Below are 13627 nucleotides of genomic sequence, written 5' to 3'. Positions count from 1 at the left end.
GGACGTCGTTCCCCCTCCAAGGGTGAGGGAGCAGTGATCGTTCCCGGCTCCGTTCCTGGCCTTGGTGGCATGTCCTCGCCCCGCTGCTGCGCTGAGTGGAACCCAGGATTCAAGCAGGTGAGAGTTCAACTCAACAATCCGCAAGACCTCTCGGCTGAGGGCCTGCGACGCGGAGCGAAAGAAGTACTGCTCCCGCCAGCGCACCACCGACGCACGCGCCGCGACGACCGTCGACCTGAGGTGTCCGAACCTCCGTTGCAACCGGACTTTGACGCTGCACCGACAACATCGAAAGTCGAAGAGTGAGCTGTGTGCGTAAGCCGGTCCTTCAACGGGCCAGTGGTTTCCATGCTGCCCACGAGCCATCCGGGGGAAGCGTGAGGCGTGCCTGAGCGACGCGATCCTCGGGTAGTTCCCGGGTGCGGATTCGCCCAGAGCGTGAGCCTCCGGAATCCTCGAGACAAAACTCGATCGAGCGCGCCGGCCATGGGTCAAAACGTTCTGAGTACCCGCCAGAGACCACCGTGGCTGCGGTCCATTCCAGTTCCGTAGCAACCGCCTCCACATCCTCATCGCAGGCATCGCATCCGCAGTCAGGGAAGTGGAAATCATGGAGTGATCCGGCATGGAGGAACACCCCAGGGAACGGGGTGAGGACAAAAGTGAGAGCAGCCCCGTCCGAGCCGTTCGGCACGATGCGGATCGCCTCGAGGATGTCCTTCTCCGCGTGAAGAAGGTCAATCGCGACCTTCGAGCCTCGCTCAACAGTTACATCGAACGACTCCTGCAACCACTCGACCAGCGTCAGGGCAATCGTGTGAAGTGGAGCGAACCGCTGAGGATTGCTGACTCGTGAATATGCCTCATCCGGAGGAGAGCCTTTCCATCGGTTGCCGTAGTCGATCGCATCACCCTGCTCGTCAAGGTAGGCCGCGACCGGGAACTGAGGGCGCTGATACTCACTCATGGCCATACGCTAACGTTGCTGAGACTCAATCGAAGCTTTCCCTTCAAGGCCCTTGAGGATTTTGGTGCCGGCAGGGTGGCGCTAGTCCGTGAGCCACGAACCAAGCAGCCTGGCCTGCTCCTCGGTCAGCCAGAAGTCGACGGACTGTTGACCCTCTTCGGTTTCGAGGCCCAAGGAGACGGAGAAGCCATTTTCACTGCCGATCGTGGGGCTCACGCCCATGTCACGAACTCGTGGTTCGGACGGAAGATCGTTTCCCATAAAGATCGTGACGTCGGCTGAACCTTCCGCTGCACGAAGCGCTCCCGTCGGCGTCCCCGGATTGGCGAGCCAGCGTGCACCGGCATCGAGGCTCACTTTGTGTGCCCCGCAAACCGGCACTGCGCGTTCGGAGTAGGGCGCCAGGACAAAAGAGGACGACGCAGGTTCGAGGCAGCGAAGGACGGAGCACGCGGTCATGCCCGCGATCGTACACGGAGGAGACATTGGCACTCCGGGTCCATTCAGGGCCGGACAATCCCGCTTCGGGATCCCATCGCGGGACTTGGCCCGCCGGCTGTGCACCGCCGGCGGGCTGTCCGATCACGCGTGTTCTACAGGGAGCCACAGTTCACACGTGGCTGTGCTGAAGTCGTCGGCTCGTTCGAGGACCGTGACGATGGATGGGCCCGGACGGAGACGCCACGGGTTGGAGGGGAACCAGTCCGTAGCGGTCGACGCCCAGGCGGCCTGCAGGGTCGCCGGGTACTCGCCCTCGGTGCGGAAAACTGCCCACGTCCCGGCCGGCACCTCGATGGCATCGAGATCCTCGGGAGCGCGTGTCGGCTCGGTGACGGCAACTCCGTGCAGGTAGGTGAGTTCGCTGCCTTCTGAGTAGTCGGGGTCGACGTCGGCGCTCACTTGCAGCAGACCGGCCGGCTCGGTGTTGCCCAGGCCTTTCAGTCGTGTGTGTTCCTCAGCGGGCAGGGACGCGATGTGCGCCTGAATGTGGGAGTTGATGCCCTGATGGATGAGCGGCACCCGGGCCGCGTGACCGATGAGGCGGAAGGCCGGGCGTTCTGTGATGCGGGTGTCCATGGTGGTATTCCCTTCGACGGTCAGGCGGAACCTGAGCTGTGGTTGAGTGCGAAGGGGTCCGCCGTGTTGGCGTACGTCGCCGGGCTTCGCGCCGTGCACGGAGCGGAAAGCCCGGCCGAAGGCTTCGGTCGACCCGTAGCCGTAGCGCACTGCGATGCTCAGCAGATCACTGCCACCCAGGACGTCCGCAGCAGCATGCGTCATCCGGCGGCGCCGCACATACTCCGACAACGGCATGCCAGCCAGCGACGAGAACATCCGGCGGAGGTGATACTCCGTCGTCCCAAGCTCCCCCGCAATGACAGACACGTCCAGGTCGTCGGTCAGACTGTCCTCGACCAATTCAACAAGTTTGTTCAGCTCAGCGATCACGGCTCTCCCTTCACCATCCAGCATTCCGGGTCTCCGTCATCGGCACCCTACTATCGCGGTCGGATCGGATCACCCTCATCGGTCACGTACGGCCAGCAAGCCGGTCCCTCGACGCTCATGATCTAGCTCGAGTCGTAGTGTGAGCCAGCACTACAGCAGCAGTGGGCGTTTGACCCGGACGTGAAGACGCACGAAAGGGTGCCAGATACGTACACCGAGGGGCGCCTCCTGCTGTTGGCTGGCTGTCTGATCAAAGAATCTTCTGCTGCGGGTCACCTATGCGGACCACGGTTCGGTCATCGTGCACGCATGGTTTCCGATATTGCGCCTTATCCTCACGTTCGCCCAACCTCTGGCAGAAGTGCTGCACAAACGACGCATCTCTCGCCAGATCCTCCAAGTCACAGCAGACAGACAGCAAATTCATCAGCGCAGCAATCCAACAGAGGACGCGCAACAGCCGACAACCTCCAGTTACCAGGCCTACCTCAGAGATTCCGGTTGTCGGCGGGGGTGGCTGATATGAGGGAGATGTCCAGTAGTGGCAGGGGAGTGGGGGGTGTTCTGTGGCGTGTTTCGGCTCGTACCCCGACGTAGGTGCCGATGATGATAAGTGCGGCTCCGAGGAGGCCAAGGAAGCCGAGGGTTTCCCTGCCGATGGTGAGGCCGATGAGGACTGCCCAGATGGGCTCAGTGCCCATGAGGAGGCTGGCCCGCGCCGCCGAGGTCTGCTGGATGGCCCAGGTCTGCACGAGGAACGCGAACACGCTGCACGCCAAACCGAGGTAGAGCACGCCGATCCATTCGCCGGCGTCGAAGTACTGCACCGCCTGGAGTACGCCCTGGTAGTCAGCCAGGGTGTAGACGACGGCGCAGAACGCACTTTGGATCAGGGTCAGGGTCAGGGCGCTGTAGCCACATCCCCGCGTCAGCGCGGACATGGCAGTGACGTGGACGGCACGTACGAGCGCTGCTGCGAGCACGAGGAGATCTCCGAGAGTTGGCGTCGCGAATCCTTCACCGGAAACCAGCAGGCACACGCCGACGACCGCGATCACGCCGGCAACGAACACCAGGCGCGGCAGCCGCACCCGGAACGCGATGCTTTCCGTGATCGGGGTGAACACGATGACGAGGCTGATGATCAGCCCGGCATTGGTGGCGCTGGTCCCAGCAATACCATGCGTTTCGAGAATCAACACGGCCGCTTGCGTGAAGCCGAGAACGACACCGACGACTTTCTCACGGCCTGTAGACCGTCGACGGTTCCATATCAGCCAGATCCCCAGCATCGTCACCGTGGTGATCAGGAAGCGCAGCGAGAGAATCACCGTGACACCGACCGTATCCGTAAGAGTCTTCGCTGCCAGGTAGCTGCTACCCCAGACGAGGGCGACCAGGAGTAGGAGTAGATCCACCCTCCGCTCGACAAGGAAGGAGGCAAGGGGTGTGTGCGGCCGACGCGATGAGGGACCCGCTGGACGGGGCAAGAGTGGGGGCGTCACTCTTCGAGTGTCACAGCCACCAATCAGTAAGACGAGAGGGCACTTCCTGAACTGATGGTTTAGCTTTACCTTATGGATCTTCATCAGTTGCGGCTCTTGAGGGAGTTGGGAGAGCGGGGAAGTCTTGCCGCTGTCGCGCGAGCCCTCCATGTCTCTGCGTCCGCAGTGTCTCAGCAGCTCACAGCACTGCAGCGTCACGTGGATGTCCCTCTGACCGAACGTCGGGGACGGAACCTCGTCCTGACCGGCGCCGGTCAGGCTCTGTCCAGGGCTGCAGTGGACATCAGTGTTGCGATGAGCGCCGCCGAACAAAGCGTCAGTCAGTACGTGCAGGATCTCACCGCAACGGTGAGCATCTGCGCCTTCAACAGTGCAGGCCTGACCTACTTCGGACCTCTCCTTCGAGCCCTGTCCGGGGAAGGGAGCCCGCGGCTGATCTGCCACGACAGGGACGTGGGACAGGACGACTTCCCTGCGCTAGCCGCCGACTACGACCTGGTCATCGCACACAGGCTTGAGCACAGTCCGCCCTGGCCCGCGTCGATCACCGTGTTGCCGCTGGTGCGAGAGCCCCTGGATGTCGCCATGTCCCGCAATCACCGGCTCGCCACCGCTTCCAGCGTCAGCCTCACCGACCTCATCGGCGAGCAATGGCTGTCGGTCCACGATGGGTTCCCACTCGTGTCGGCTCTGCAGGCGATCGCCGTTCACGGCGGAAGCCCGCTGAACATCACCCACAGGATCAACGAGTTCTTCATCGCGGCCGCAATCGTCGCAGCCGGCCCTGCCATCGCGCTGATGCCCCGCTACACCGCATTCCCATCGCCGGACAGCGGTATCGTGCTCAAACCCATCCAGGATCTACCACTGGCCAGGCGCGTCGACATCCTCTGCCGTCCCGAAAGCCTCCATCGGGCCGCAGTCCAACACGTCGCAACCACGATCCGCGAATCAGCAGTCCACCCCTAACGCCTAGGATCGTGATGCTGCAGCAACTAGGTCTCGGCGCGGCAGCAGGAACGCCTCGTGCGTCAGCTGGCTGAGGTCGCCACCACGGGAAATGTCACTCCGGTTAGTTCTTCGGAGACGGCCCACAGGCGCTGTTGAGTGATTCGGTCGTGTGAGTCGGCGCTGGAGGTGACCAGCTTCGGATACCCTCGGACCTCGCCCCGGTTTCCGGGGCCGTAGTACTGGCCGCCGACGACGGTCGGATCGGTGGCGGCGCGCACCGTGGGCAACGCGCCCATTTCGGCCTTTTGAGTGAGCAGTGGCGCGAGCCAAGTGACGGGTATCCGAAGGGCAGCCGGGGTGTTCCGGGTGAGTTCGGTGTTGGACACCCCGGGATGGGCGGCCACGGCGACCGTGGTGCCGTATGGTGCGAGCCGCCGTTGCAGTTCGTACGTGAACATCAGGTTTGCAAGCTTGGCCTGGCCATAGGCAGCGACACGGCTGTACGAGTGCTCCCATTGCAGGTCGTCGAAGTGGATGGCGGCGCGGATGCGGTGGCCGGTGCTACTGACCGTGACGACACGGGAGCCGGACGCGGGCAGAAGGCGGTCCAGCAGCAGGCCCGTGAGTGCGAAGTGGCCGAGGTGGTTGGTGCCGAACTGCAGTTCGAAGCCGTCGGCCGTGGTCTGCTTCGGCGTGTACATCACGCCCGCATTATTGATCAGGAGGTCGATGCGCGGATGGGCGGAACGCAGGTCGGACGCCGCGGACCGGACCGAATCCAAAGAAGTCAGGTCGAGCGCCTGGACGGTGACATTGCCGGCGATGCGTGCGGCCGCCTGCTTGCCCTTCTTGACATCCCGGACAGCAAGGATCACCGTTGCGCCGTGTTCGGCCAGCATCCGGGCGGTTTCGAAGCCCAGCCCAGTGTTGGCGCCGGTAACGATAGCCACCCGGTCTCGCTGATCAGGAATATGTTGCTCGGTCCAATTGTCGCTCATGACTTCTCCTAAGAACTGCCGGTCTCTTATCAGTGCCAACGTAAAGGACCGCCGGTCTGATGTCAAGGTACTGCCGGTCTCTAAGTTAGAGTGGGGCTGTGAGTTTCCAGCGGGCGCGAAGTGAGGAGCAGCGGGAGATTCGCCGCAAGGCGATCCTGGGTGCCGCAGCGGAGATGCTCGATGAGATGCCCGTAGCCGAGGTGAGCCTCAACGAGCTCAGCCGGCGGGTGGGACTGGCTAAATCGAACGTCCTGCGATATTTCGAGTCGCGCGAGGCTGTGCTGCTTGAACTGCTGGATGACTTCTTGGCACGTTGGCTCGTCGAGCTGACGGAAAAGCTGGACGCGGGCATCGAGCGGGATGCGGCATTGGAAGTACGTGCGGGTCAGCTAGCCGAGATCCTGAGCCATTCGCTGGCGGAACGGGTCGTGCTGTGCGATCTCTTCGGCGCACAGGGTGGTGTCCTCGAGCACAATGTGTCGGTCGAGGTGGTCAAGCGGCACAAGCGTTCCTCCCTCGCGAGGCTCGCGACCATGACCGAGCTCGTACATCACCACCTGCCCGAGCTCGGCGACGGCGCACAACTGTTCTGCCTGATGAGCCTCGTCTCGGCCGGTGCTTTGTCGGCCTACGTCCCGCCGCCGCCCAGCCTTCTCGCTGCCTACGCGGACGAGCCCGAGCTTGGCGTACTGCACCTCAATCTTCATGATGCTCTCCGGCTGTCCTTCACATCGGCGCTCATGGGTGTACTGCCGCGTACCTGAACCGAGCCGGCGCGGCAGGGCGTCACCCAAAGGGGAGTGACGGAACCGTGCGAGTTGCGTGCATCCAAGCAAAGGATCCTTTGACAGGACGGCTGAGGTGGTCGGGCGGCGAGGCGGCACACTCCAGCATCTGCGGGGGAGTCCGTAGCCATGTCGTGTCTCAGCAATGTGTCTCGCCGCGGTTGTTCTCAGGAAGTTGTGAGAAGACCTTCGATGAGTGCAAGGAGTGGAGGGGTGGGCTTTGAGAATCCCACCGTTGGTGGTGCGGCTAGCCAGGCACCTACTCCCTTGCCAAGTATGAGCTGCGAGAGTCCTGCCCAGCGCGGCCTGAACTTCACACCCGAGCGCAGGTGTCCGAGGCCTGCCATTTAGCTGTCTTCGAGTTCACACTGGAACGACCATCAGTTCGGCTGAAGCAGGCGAGTCATGGTGATGGAGTGTGTAGTGGTCGGTGCTGGCCCCGCGGGCCTCGCTGCAAGCGCCTCGCTGTCGAAAATGGGCATCGAGCATGTTCTACTGGAGCGGGCGAGACCGGGTGAGACCTGGCGAACCGAGCGCTGGGATTCGCTGTATCTGAACAATCCCGGGTTCATGAACGCGATGCTCGGCGCCCAGGACCCAGACTCATACCTGACTCGACTCGAGGTCGTTCAGCGCCTGGAGATGCTGGCGTTGAACGCGCCTGTTCTCACGGACGTCGCCGTTGTGGGGTTGTCGAGGCTCGGCGGTCGGTGGCTTCTGGAGACCAGTGATGGCCCCTACGAAGCCCGCACCGTTGTGGTGGCAAGCGGAGGTGAGAACGTGCCACGAGTGCCCGACCTCGCAAAGAACCTGCCGGGCGGGCTCGTCCAACGGCACGCCGCAACCTATAGGAATCCGCAGGAGCTGCCCGACGGCGGTGTCCTAGTGGTAGGTAGCGCCCAGTCCGGAACGCAGATTGCCGACGAGCTTCTTGCGGCAGGGAAGCAGGTGTGGCTGGCAACCTGCCCGGTCGGTCGTGCATCGGCGAAGTACCGCGGACGCGACACCGTTAGGTGGTTGGACGAGGCAGGCTTTTTCGAGCACCGGCCGGAGGACCTTCCGGATCCGCGAGTGATCCGCGCCGTACCGGCCCTGCTCGCACCTGGCGGGCGGAGCATGAGCCTTCAATTGCTGTCCGAAGCTGGAGCAACACTCACCGGCCATCTCGTCGCGGCGGACGATGAAACACTCACGTTTGATGACAGCACGGCGGCCAACGTCTCCTATGCAGATCGCGCCGCAGAGAGCATTCGCGGCGTGATCGACGCCCATATCGAAAGGCATGGGCTGCAGGCATCTGCAGCAGGGCCGGATGAAGCGACGCATTCGATCCAGCTCGACCCGCCACGCCAGATCCGGCTTTCCAGTAGCGGGATCGGCACTGTCATCTGGTGCACCGGATACACCGGTGCCTTCCGCTGGCTCGGGGAGGGCCTTACCGACTCTGCCGGCGCACCGTTGCGCCGAGGGCCAGCGTCTCCGGCTCCGGGGATCTGGTTCATCGGACTGCGGTGGCTCATCCGCCGCACCTCGGGGAACTTTCTGGGGTTCCCCAAGGATGCCGACGCCATTGCGGGGGCGCTGCGGACTTACCTCGGCGCGACAGGCTCCTGAACGGGCAAGGGTGAATGGGCGAAGGCACCAGGGCAAAGCAGCAGACCCCGCCCTAGCCCCGTAGGTCGAAGTTCGGGTCCAGACACTCCGGGCTCCAGAGTTCCCGCCAGGCCGATGTCACACGAGCGCTTGGTAGCGCTGTCACGATGGGCATCCGGTCGACGGCGACGAGTTGCGCCAGGTCCAGTCCGGTCAACGTGGCGATGTCACGGATGAGGACGCTCCTGATTGAGGTCCAGCACGTCGGATCCGCTCCTCGTGCTCATCCCGGTCCTGTGTCTGTCCGCCGGCCATCACTTGGTACAGCGCGACAGTGCACATCGGATCCTGACGCGTCGTCCACGTTGGCACCGGATCGGATGCTGAAGCGTCTGCGCACCATTGCGGTGAACGTTCCAAGCAGGACAACCGCTCCGGTCACTATCGAGAGGATCCGCCCGTACCAGGGATCTGAGGTCGGTCCGAAAGCGACCGGGTGCTCTGAGCTCAAGTTGCCTGCGGCGCACGAACGAGTCCGCGCCCGTGGCGGGTGGCCTGGTCTTCAGCGAGCTTTCTCAGTTCGTCGGCCAGGTCGGTGAATTGGTCGAGGGCGGGGTTCACGCCGACGAGCGTGAACTCTCGTGTCACCACTTCGAGGTCCAGCTGCCAGACGTCTTCGAGGATTCGCCGCATCCAGGCAGTGGCGTGGTCCCAGCCCTCCTTGGGGGTGCCAGCGGAGTAGTTACCCCCTTGCACCGTCACCAGGACGGCTGACTTGCCGTCGGTCGCCGGGATTGCGCCCGGAGCCATACGCGGATCGGTCAGCACCAGGTCGACGTAGGACTTGAAGTGCTGTGAGACGCCGAAGTTATATAGCGGCACCGAGAACAGTAGCGCGTCGGCCGCCGCTAGCTCGTCGGTCAGGTCGCGCGCCAGATCGACTGCCGCCGCCTGCCCAGGCGTGCGCTGGAATGCAGGCGTCATCGACGCGGCCACGGCGTCTGCCCATGCCGTGGCGGGCAGCGGCTCGGTTCCGATGTGACGCCTGAGGACCGCAGCGTCGGGGTGGGCGGCACGCCATTCGCCCTCGACGATGTCTCCCAGCGCCCGGCTCGCGGAACCCTCGGTGCGGATACTTGCATCCAAACGGAACAAGGACATGACACTCCTTCGATCGTGTGCGGATCAGCGACCCGCTTATAGTTACAATTGGTAACCCAACATGGCAGGTCCCCGTTACCGCAAACGATCCCCCGTTACCTTGGGGTAACCGAAAGAGGGTTGATGACCCAGCAGGTGACCGATGATGCGCTTCACGCGCGGTTCATTCAGGCCATGCCGACGATGGCCCAGCTCTGCACGAGCGAGGACCCGGAACTGTTCCGGTCGCTGCTCTCTCGGATCGGCGACAAGTGGACCCTGCTGGTAATCGGGGTGCTCGGCGAGGAGCGGCGGAGGTTCACTGAACTCTCGGCGATCATTCCGGGTATCTCACGCCGGATGCTCACCGTCACTTTGCGTGCGCTCGAGCGTGACGGCCTCGTCTCGCGCACCGTCTACGCGGAGGTGCCACCGCGAGTCGAGTACGAGCTCACCGCTCTCGGCCGTTCCCTCCAAATGGTGGCGCTCACCCTCGGCGACTGGGTACACGAGCACCAGCACACCATCACAGCTAACCGACAGGCCTTCGATGGCGACGCGCAGAGCGAAGAGGACGGCGCATCTGCTTAGGAGTGTGTTGCTATCCCACCCTGAAATGTTCCCCGTCAACCGCAGGTGGGTTCAACGAAGGAGCCGGGGCCCGGGGACGGGATCACCTATCGCATCAGCTGGTCACTTGTCGGACTTGAACACGATCGAGTCGAAGACTGCGCGTGCCTCTCTTGTCAGCTCCGGATTGATCGATTCGTGGAATTGGGTCACCCAGGTCAGGGCGCGCTGGCCGTTCAGGTCGACCACCCGGTAGGTTTCGCGTTCCTCCTGAGTCGAGTACCAGCGGGTGCATTCGTTTGAGAATTCTGAGTGGATGCAGAACTTGTCGCGGTCGCAGGCCGTGATGTCCACGTCGCCCTCGATGGAGTGGTCGAACTCGAAGCCGGAGTAATCGCCCACCACGACCTCGACGGGAGTGGTGCTGGCCGTCGACGTCTGCGCCGTCATGGCGTCGACGAAGGCCTCAGCCGACGGACCGACCTCCACGAGCGCGCCCAGCCACGTGCATGAGTCCGTCGGCACATAGTCCGCGGCCCACCAACCCACGACGACGGCCCCTTCATCCGGGTGATCTGGGTCGTCCTTGAACAGGACCTCGCCGTCGGAGCTCCAGCCGTCTGGGACGGTGATCTCGAAAGGCTGCGGGTAGCTGGTGACGAGGTATGTGCCGGCATCGGTGTCGCCGCTGTCCGGCAGCCGTGGGACCGCGCCAGCCTCCGTGGTCGGAGAACTGGCGGACGGGAGCGGGACGTCGTCGGCCGCAGACTCGCACCCGGAGAGACATCCAATCAGTGCAATAGCCACCAAGGGCAAGAGATCGCGCGACCGCTGAGCGGCCTTTTCGGGGGGTGTCATGAAGCTCATCGATCCACCAAGCCGCTACAGGGTACTGTGAGGCCCCGCAGCCGGTTGGCCTCGCGGGCGGCAGGGGATGGGATGCCGTCGCCTCAAGTCTCCTCCGATACGAAACCCGTGACAATAAGAACGGAAATCAGTTCTGACCTGGATGGAAGCCTGCGGGTTCTTCACTCACATAAACCGAACGTATTAGCTACACGATGCCTCGAGGCTGCTGATGCCCTCGTAGAAGCTCCAGGATGCCGCGCTCCAGGTCGACACGCTGGATGCTGCCGGATGCTCCGGGTGTTCGTCTACACCGTGTCAGGTCGCTCGATCAGCGACCGGATTCAAGTCCCTGCAGGAGACGATCGTCAGGACTTCCCCGGCGGCCGCCTCGTCTTTCACGTTTTCGCCGCTCTCGCCAGATCTGAACGCGATCTCATCAGGGAGCGCACGAACGCCGGCCTCGCGGCAGCCCGGGCTCGAGGCCGCGGCGAGAGGCCGCCGTGCGAGTCACGCGACGGGCACCTCCGATCGGTCTGAGGGTGCGCGCTGGAAGGGGCCCACCAGCAGAGTGTTGCCAATTCTTTGCCAACAAGCCATGGCCGGACAAAGCAAAGGCCCCTGGTTCCCTTGCATGCACCGAAATGCACCACCGTGCACCAGATCAGGGCAACTCGGCCCGCTGCTTGTTGAGGACCGCTAGAAGTCCCCACCCGGGTATATGCCCTCGGGCAAGGTGAAGCACGCGGATCCCGAGGTGATACGGATCTCGTTCGGGGACAATCCTTCGGAGACGAGATGACTCTCCCCTGGGGCAGGCGGGTCGATCTGGATCCGATAGTTTTCATTTATATCCCTATCGACGGATACTTCGGTTCCGTTTGCCCGGTAGTGGGCTTCGATGGTCTTCACGATGGGCTCTATCTCGGTTCCTTCGGCGACCGTGACCGTCGTTGCAGCAGCCCAGTGGTGCTGGGTCCTGTTGCAGGACAGAAGCGTGCCCGTCTGCTGTTGATCGATCGAGAGGACAGCATCCTTCGGGATCAGTGCGGCGATCTCCCGTTCCATGGCCTGGGTGTGGGCTTTGGCTTCCTGCCAGGTGAGTTCAGCGTTCATCGGTTCCTCCGGTGTTAGAGCAGCCGTTGGCGCAGGTGGCTCGGTCGAACTTGCGTTAGGGTTTCCAGCACAACCGGCAAGCCCGATCAGACCCACCAGCAACAACGTCATGGCACCGCTTCGCGCCCTCATCGAATAACAGTTCTCAGCATTTTTTCGAGCGCTTTCTTGTTGTCTTCGCTGCCGGTGGCGATGAGGCTGTGGTTGTCCATGAGGATGTTCCCTTCTTCGATGCTGTTGATCGCACCGTCGAGTTCGTCGTCGTCGGGTCCGCGGTAGAAGTGCTGGTAGAACTCATCGCGATGAATCGGGTTGTTTCCATCCCACACGACCCCTCTATTCGTGAAGGGGTTGGTCATGTCTTCTACCAGCCTCCGTTAGACAATAGCTTCGGGGGTTGTTGAAGCGGCACCCGGTACGTCGGTGGACTATTCCGTTACCGCTGCGTTACCGCAGTACCCATCCCAGACAAAGCAAAAGGCCCTGCTTCCCTTTGTCTACAAGGGAAGCAGGGCCTTCTCAACTGGCGGTGACGGTGGGATTTGAACCCACGTTGGCTTTTACACCAAACAACATTTCGAGTGTTGCACCTTCGGCCGCTCGGACACGTCACCAACGCCACTACGTTACCGGTTCCAGCGCCCCAGACCCAAAACGGGCCCGGTACGGACCTACGGCAGTTCGATGACCTCGTTCTTGCCCGAGTCCGGCTTGGTGCCCGTCACAAGGCCCTTGACCATCTTCACGGCCGAGACCACGCGCGGTGCGTCCATGGACCAGTACTCGGCCGTGTCGGCGTCGACGTGGATGAGGGCGACGGCGGGATCGTCGCGCCCGCCCTCGAACCACGCGGACACCGAGGGGCCCCACAGCTCGTCGATCTTCGCCTGGTCCTTCGTGAGCGTCGCGGTCCCGGCGATCGAGACGTAGCCCTTGCCCGTGCTCGCCGAGACGTTGACCTGCGGGTTCGCGCGGATCTCGTCGGCCTTGGGGGAGGGGTCCTCGGTGAAGAACCAGAGATCGCCGTCGAAGTCCTTCGCCTGCAGGGCCAGCGGCCGGCTCACGAGCTGCCCGTCGAGGCTCACCGTGGTGAGGATCGCGATGTCGGCCTTGCCGAGGATGTCCTGTACTTCCTTCAAACCGTCCTGCTGGTCTGCCACGTCTGCTCCTTCGTGAGGCCTGCTGCGTATTTACTAAGCCTACGCACTATTCGTTCGGGGGGCTCGCTGAGTGACGAAGAACTCCCTGAGCAGCCGCGCGCACTCGTCCTCACGGACGCCGGGATACACCTCGGTCCAATGGTTGAGTCGGGGTTCGCGCAGGACGTCGAACACCGACCCCGAAGCCCCGGCCTTCTCGTCCCACGCCCCGAACACCACGCGGGGGATGCGCGCCAGCACCGACGCCCCCGCGCACATGGCGCACGGCTCCAGCGTCACCACCAGCGTGCAGCCCTCGAGCCGCCACGCGCCCAGCCGGCCCGCGGCGGCACGGATGGCCTGCACCTCGGCGTGCGCCGTCGGGTCCCCGAGTTCCTCGCGCTGGTTCCAGCCCAGGCCCAGCACGTCGCCGTCCGGGTCGACGACGACGGCGCCGATCGGGACGTCCGCACTCGTCCGCGTCAGCTCGGCGGCATTCAGGGCCAGGCCCATCCACGCGTGGTGCTCGGGGTCCACGGCGGGCAGGGCGGGGGTCATGGGCACAATG

Annotated in this window: 16 protein-coding genes, 1 tRNA gene and 1 pseudogene; 6 read left to right on the top strand and 12 right to left on the bottom strand. The window is 63.4% G+C overall.

The window, feature by feature from the left end:
- Positions 1-328: 328 nt before the first annotated feature.
- From AC4D2C_RS00540 to AC4D2C_RS00525, 4 genes are all read right to left on the bottom strand, one after another.
- Positions 329-967 carry a DUF6226 family protein gene (locus tag AC4D2C_RS00540; RefSeq protein WP_490911716.1) on the bottom strand — a complete coding sequence of 213 codons (639 nt, stop codon included), beginning with the start codon at positions 965-967 and terminating at the stop codon, positions 329-331.
- 81 nt (positions 968-1048) lie between these two features.
- Entirely contained in the window at positions 1049-1324 is a 276-nt protein-coding gene (locus AC4D2C_RS00535) for a hypothetical protein (protein ID WP_490911715.1), read from the bottom strand.
- Positions 1325-1549: 225 nt separating this feature from the next.
- A complete protein-coding gene (locus AC4D2C_RS00530; protein ID WP_490911714.1) occupies positions 1550-2416 on the bottom strand; it encodes an AraC family transcriptional regulator in 867 nt (288 codons plus the stop codon).
- Between the two features lie 488 nt (positions 2417-2904).
- Positions 2905-3834 carry a DMT family transporter gene (locus AC4D2C_RS00525; protein ID WP_490911713.1) on the bottom strand — a complete coding sequence of 310 codons (930 nt, stop codon included), beginning with the start codon at positions 3832-3834 and terminating at the stop codon, positions 2905-2907.
- Between the two features lie 159 nt (positions 3835-3993).
- On the opposite strand from AC4D2C_RS00525, the pseudogene AC4D2C_RS00520 reads away from it, so the two are divergent.
- Positions 3994-4167: pseudogene (locus tag AC4D2C_RS00520) on the top strand (helix-turn-helix domain-containing protein); the annotation flags it as partial.
- Positions 4168-4215: 48 nt separating this feature from the next.
- Positions 4216-4890: a LysR substrate-binding domain-containing protein gene (locus tag AC4D2C_RS00515; RefSeq protein WP_490912987.1), complete on the top strand. Its 675-nt coding sequence runs from the start codon at positions 4216-4218 to the stop codon at positions 4888-4890.
- A gap of 62 nt (positions 4891-4952) precedes the next feature.
- Here the strand turns inward: AC4D2C_RS00515 and AC4D2C_RS00510 are convergent, their stop codons facing one another.
- Positions 4953-5870 carry an SDR family NAD(P)-dependent oxidoreductase gene (locus tag AC4D2C_RS00510; protein ID WP_490911712.1) on the bottom strand — a complete coding sequence of 306 codons (918 nt, stop codon included), beginning with the start codon at positions 5868-5870 and terminating at the stop codon, positions 4953-4955.
- Between the two features lie 98 nt (positions 5871-5968).
- Between AC4D2C_RS00510 and AC4D2C_RS00505 the strand changes: the two genes are divergently transcribed.
- Together AC4D2C_RS00505 and AC4D2C_RS00500 are read left to right on the top strand one after the other, a co-directional pair.
- The gene (locus tag AC4D2C_RS00505; protein WP_490911711.1) at positions 5969-6634 is read left to right on the top strand and encodes a TetR/AcrR family transcriptional regulator; all 666 of its coding nucleotides are present in this window, start codon (positions 5969-5971) and stop codon (positions 6632-6634) included.
- 426 nt (positions 6635-7060) lie between these two features.
- Positions 7061-8269 (top strand): flavin-containing monooxygenase, encoded by a 1209-nt coding sequence (locus AC4D2C_RS00500; RefSeq protein WP_490911710.1) that lies wholly within the window; start codon positions 7061-7063, stop codon positions 8267-8269.
- A gap of 486 nt (positions 8270-8755) precedes the next feature.
- Here AC4D2C_RS00500 and AC4D2C_RS00495 read toward each other — a convergent pair whose 3' ends face one another.
- A complete protein-coding gene (locus AC4D2C_RS00495; protein WP_490911709.1) occupies positions 8756-9409 on the bottom strand; it encodes an FMN-dependent NADH-azoreductase in 654 nt (217 codons plus the stop codon).
- Between the two features lie 123 nt (positions 9410-9532).
- Between AC4D2C_RS00495 and AC4D2C_RS00490 the strand changes: the two genes are divergently transcribed.
- Positions 9533-9979 (top strand): winged helix-turn-helix transcriptional regulator, encoded by a 447-nt coding sequence (locus tag AC4D2C_RS00490; protein WP_490911708.1) that lies wholly within the window; start codon positions 9533-9535, stop codon positions 9977-9979.
- A gap of 102 nt (positions 9980-10081) precedes the next feature.
- Here the strand turns inward: AC4D2C_RS00490 and AC4D2C_RS00485 are convergent, their stop codons facing one another.
- Entirely contained in the window at positions 10082-10825 is a 744-nt protein-coding gene (locus tag AC4D2C_RS00485) for a hypothetical protein (RefSeq protein ID WP_490911707.1), read from the bottom strand.
- A 72-nt stretch (positions 10826-10897) separates the two neighbouring features.
- Between AC4D2C_RS00485 and AC4D2C_RS00480 the strand changes: the two genes are divergently transcribed.
- Positions 10898-11344 carry a recombinase family protein gene (locus AC4D2C_RS00480; protein WP_490911706.1) on the top strand — a complete coding sequence of 149 codons (447 nt, stop codon included), beginning with the start codon at positions 10898-10900 and terminating at the stop codon, positions 11342-11344.
- A 159-nt stretch (positions 11345-11503) separates the two neighbouring features.
- On the opposite strand, the gene AC4D2C_RS00475 is transcribed toward AC4D2C_RS00480, so the two are convergent.
- From AC4D2C_RS00475 to tadA, 5 genes are all read right to left on the bottom strand, one after another.
- Complete coding sequence (locus AC4D2C_RS00475; RefSeq protein ID WP_490911705.1) at positions 11504-11920, bottom strand: hypothetical protein; 417 nt, start codon at positions 11918-11920, stop codon at positions 11504-11506.
- Between the two features lie 128 nt (positions 11921-12048).
- The gene (locus tag AC4D2C_RS00470) at positions 12049-12279 is read right to left on the bottom strand and encodes a hypothetical protein (protein ID WP_490911704.1); all 231 of its coding nucleotides are present in this window, start codon (positions 12277-12279) and stop codon (positions 12049-12051) included.
- Between the two features lie 165 nt (positions 12280-12444).
- Positions 12445-12534: transfer RNA gene (locus AC4D2C_RS00465), tRNA-Ser, on the bottom strand.
- 57 nt (positions 12535-12591) lie between these two features.
- Positions 12592-13080 carry a pyridoxamine 5'-phosphate oxidase family protein gene (locus tag AC4D2C_RS00460; protein ID WP_490911703.1) on the bottom strand — a complete coding sequence of 163 codons (489 nt, stop codon included), beginning with the start codon at positions 13078-13080 and terminating at the stop codon, positions 12592-12594.
- Positions 13081-13119: 39 nt separating this feature from the next.
- Positions 13120-13617: a tRNA adenosine(34) deaminase TadA gene (tadA, locus tag AC4D2C_RS00455; protein WP_490911702.1), complete on the bottom strand. Its 498-nt coding sequence runs from the start codon at positions 13615-13617 to the stop codon at positions 13120-13122.
- Positions 13618-13627: the final 10 nt, after the last annotated feature.

It is taken from the genome of Arthrobacter sp. TJ-240 (genome assembly GCF_058269195.1).
Note: the sequence above shows the minus strand (reverse complement) of the source record. Positions and strands in the feature narration are given on the sequence as shown.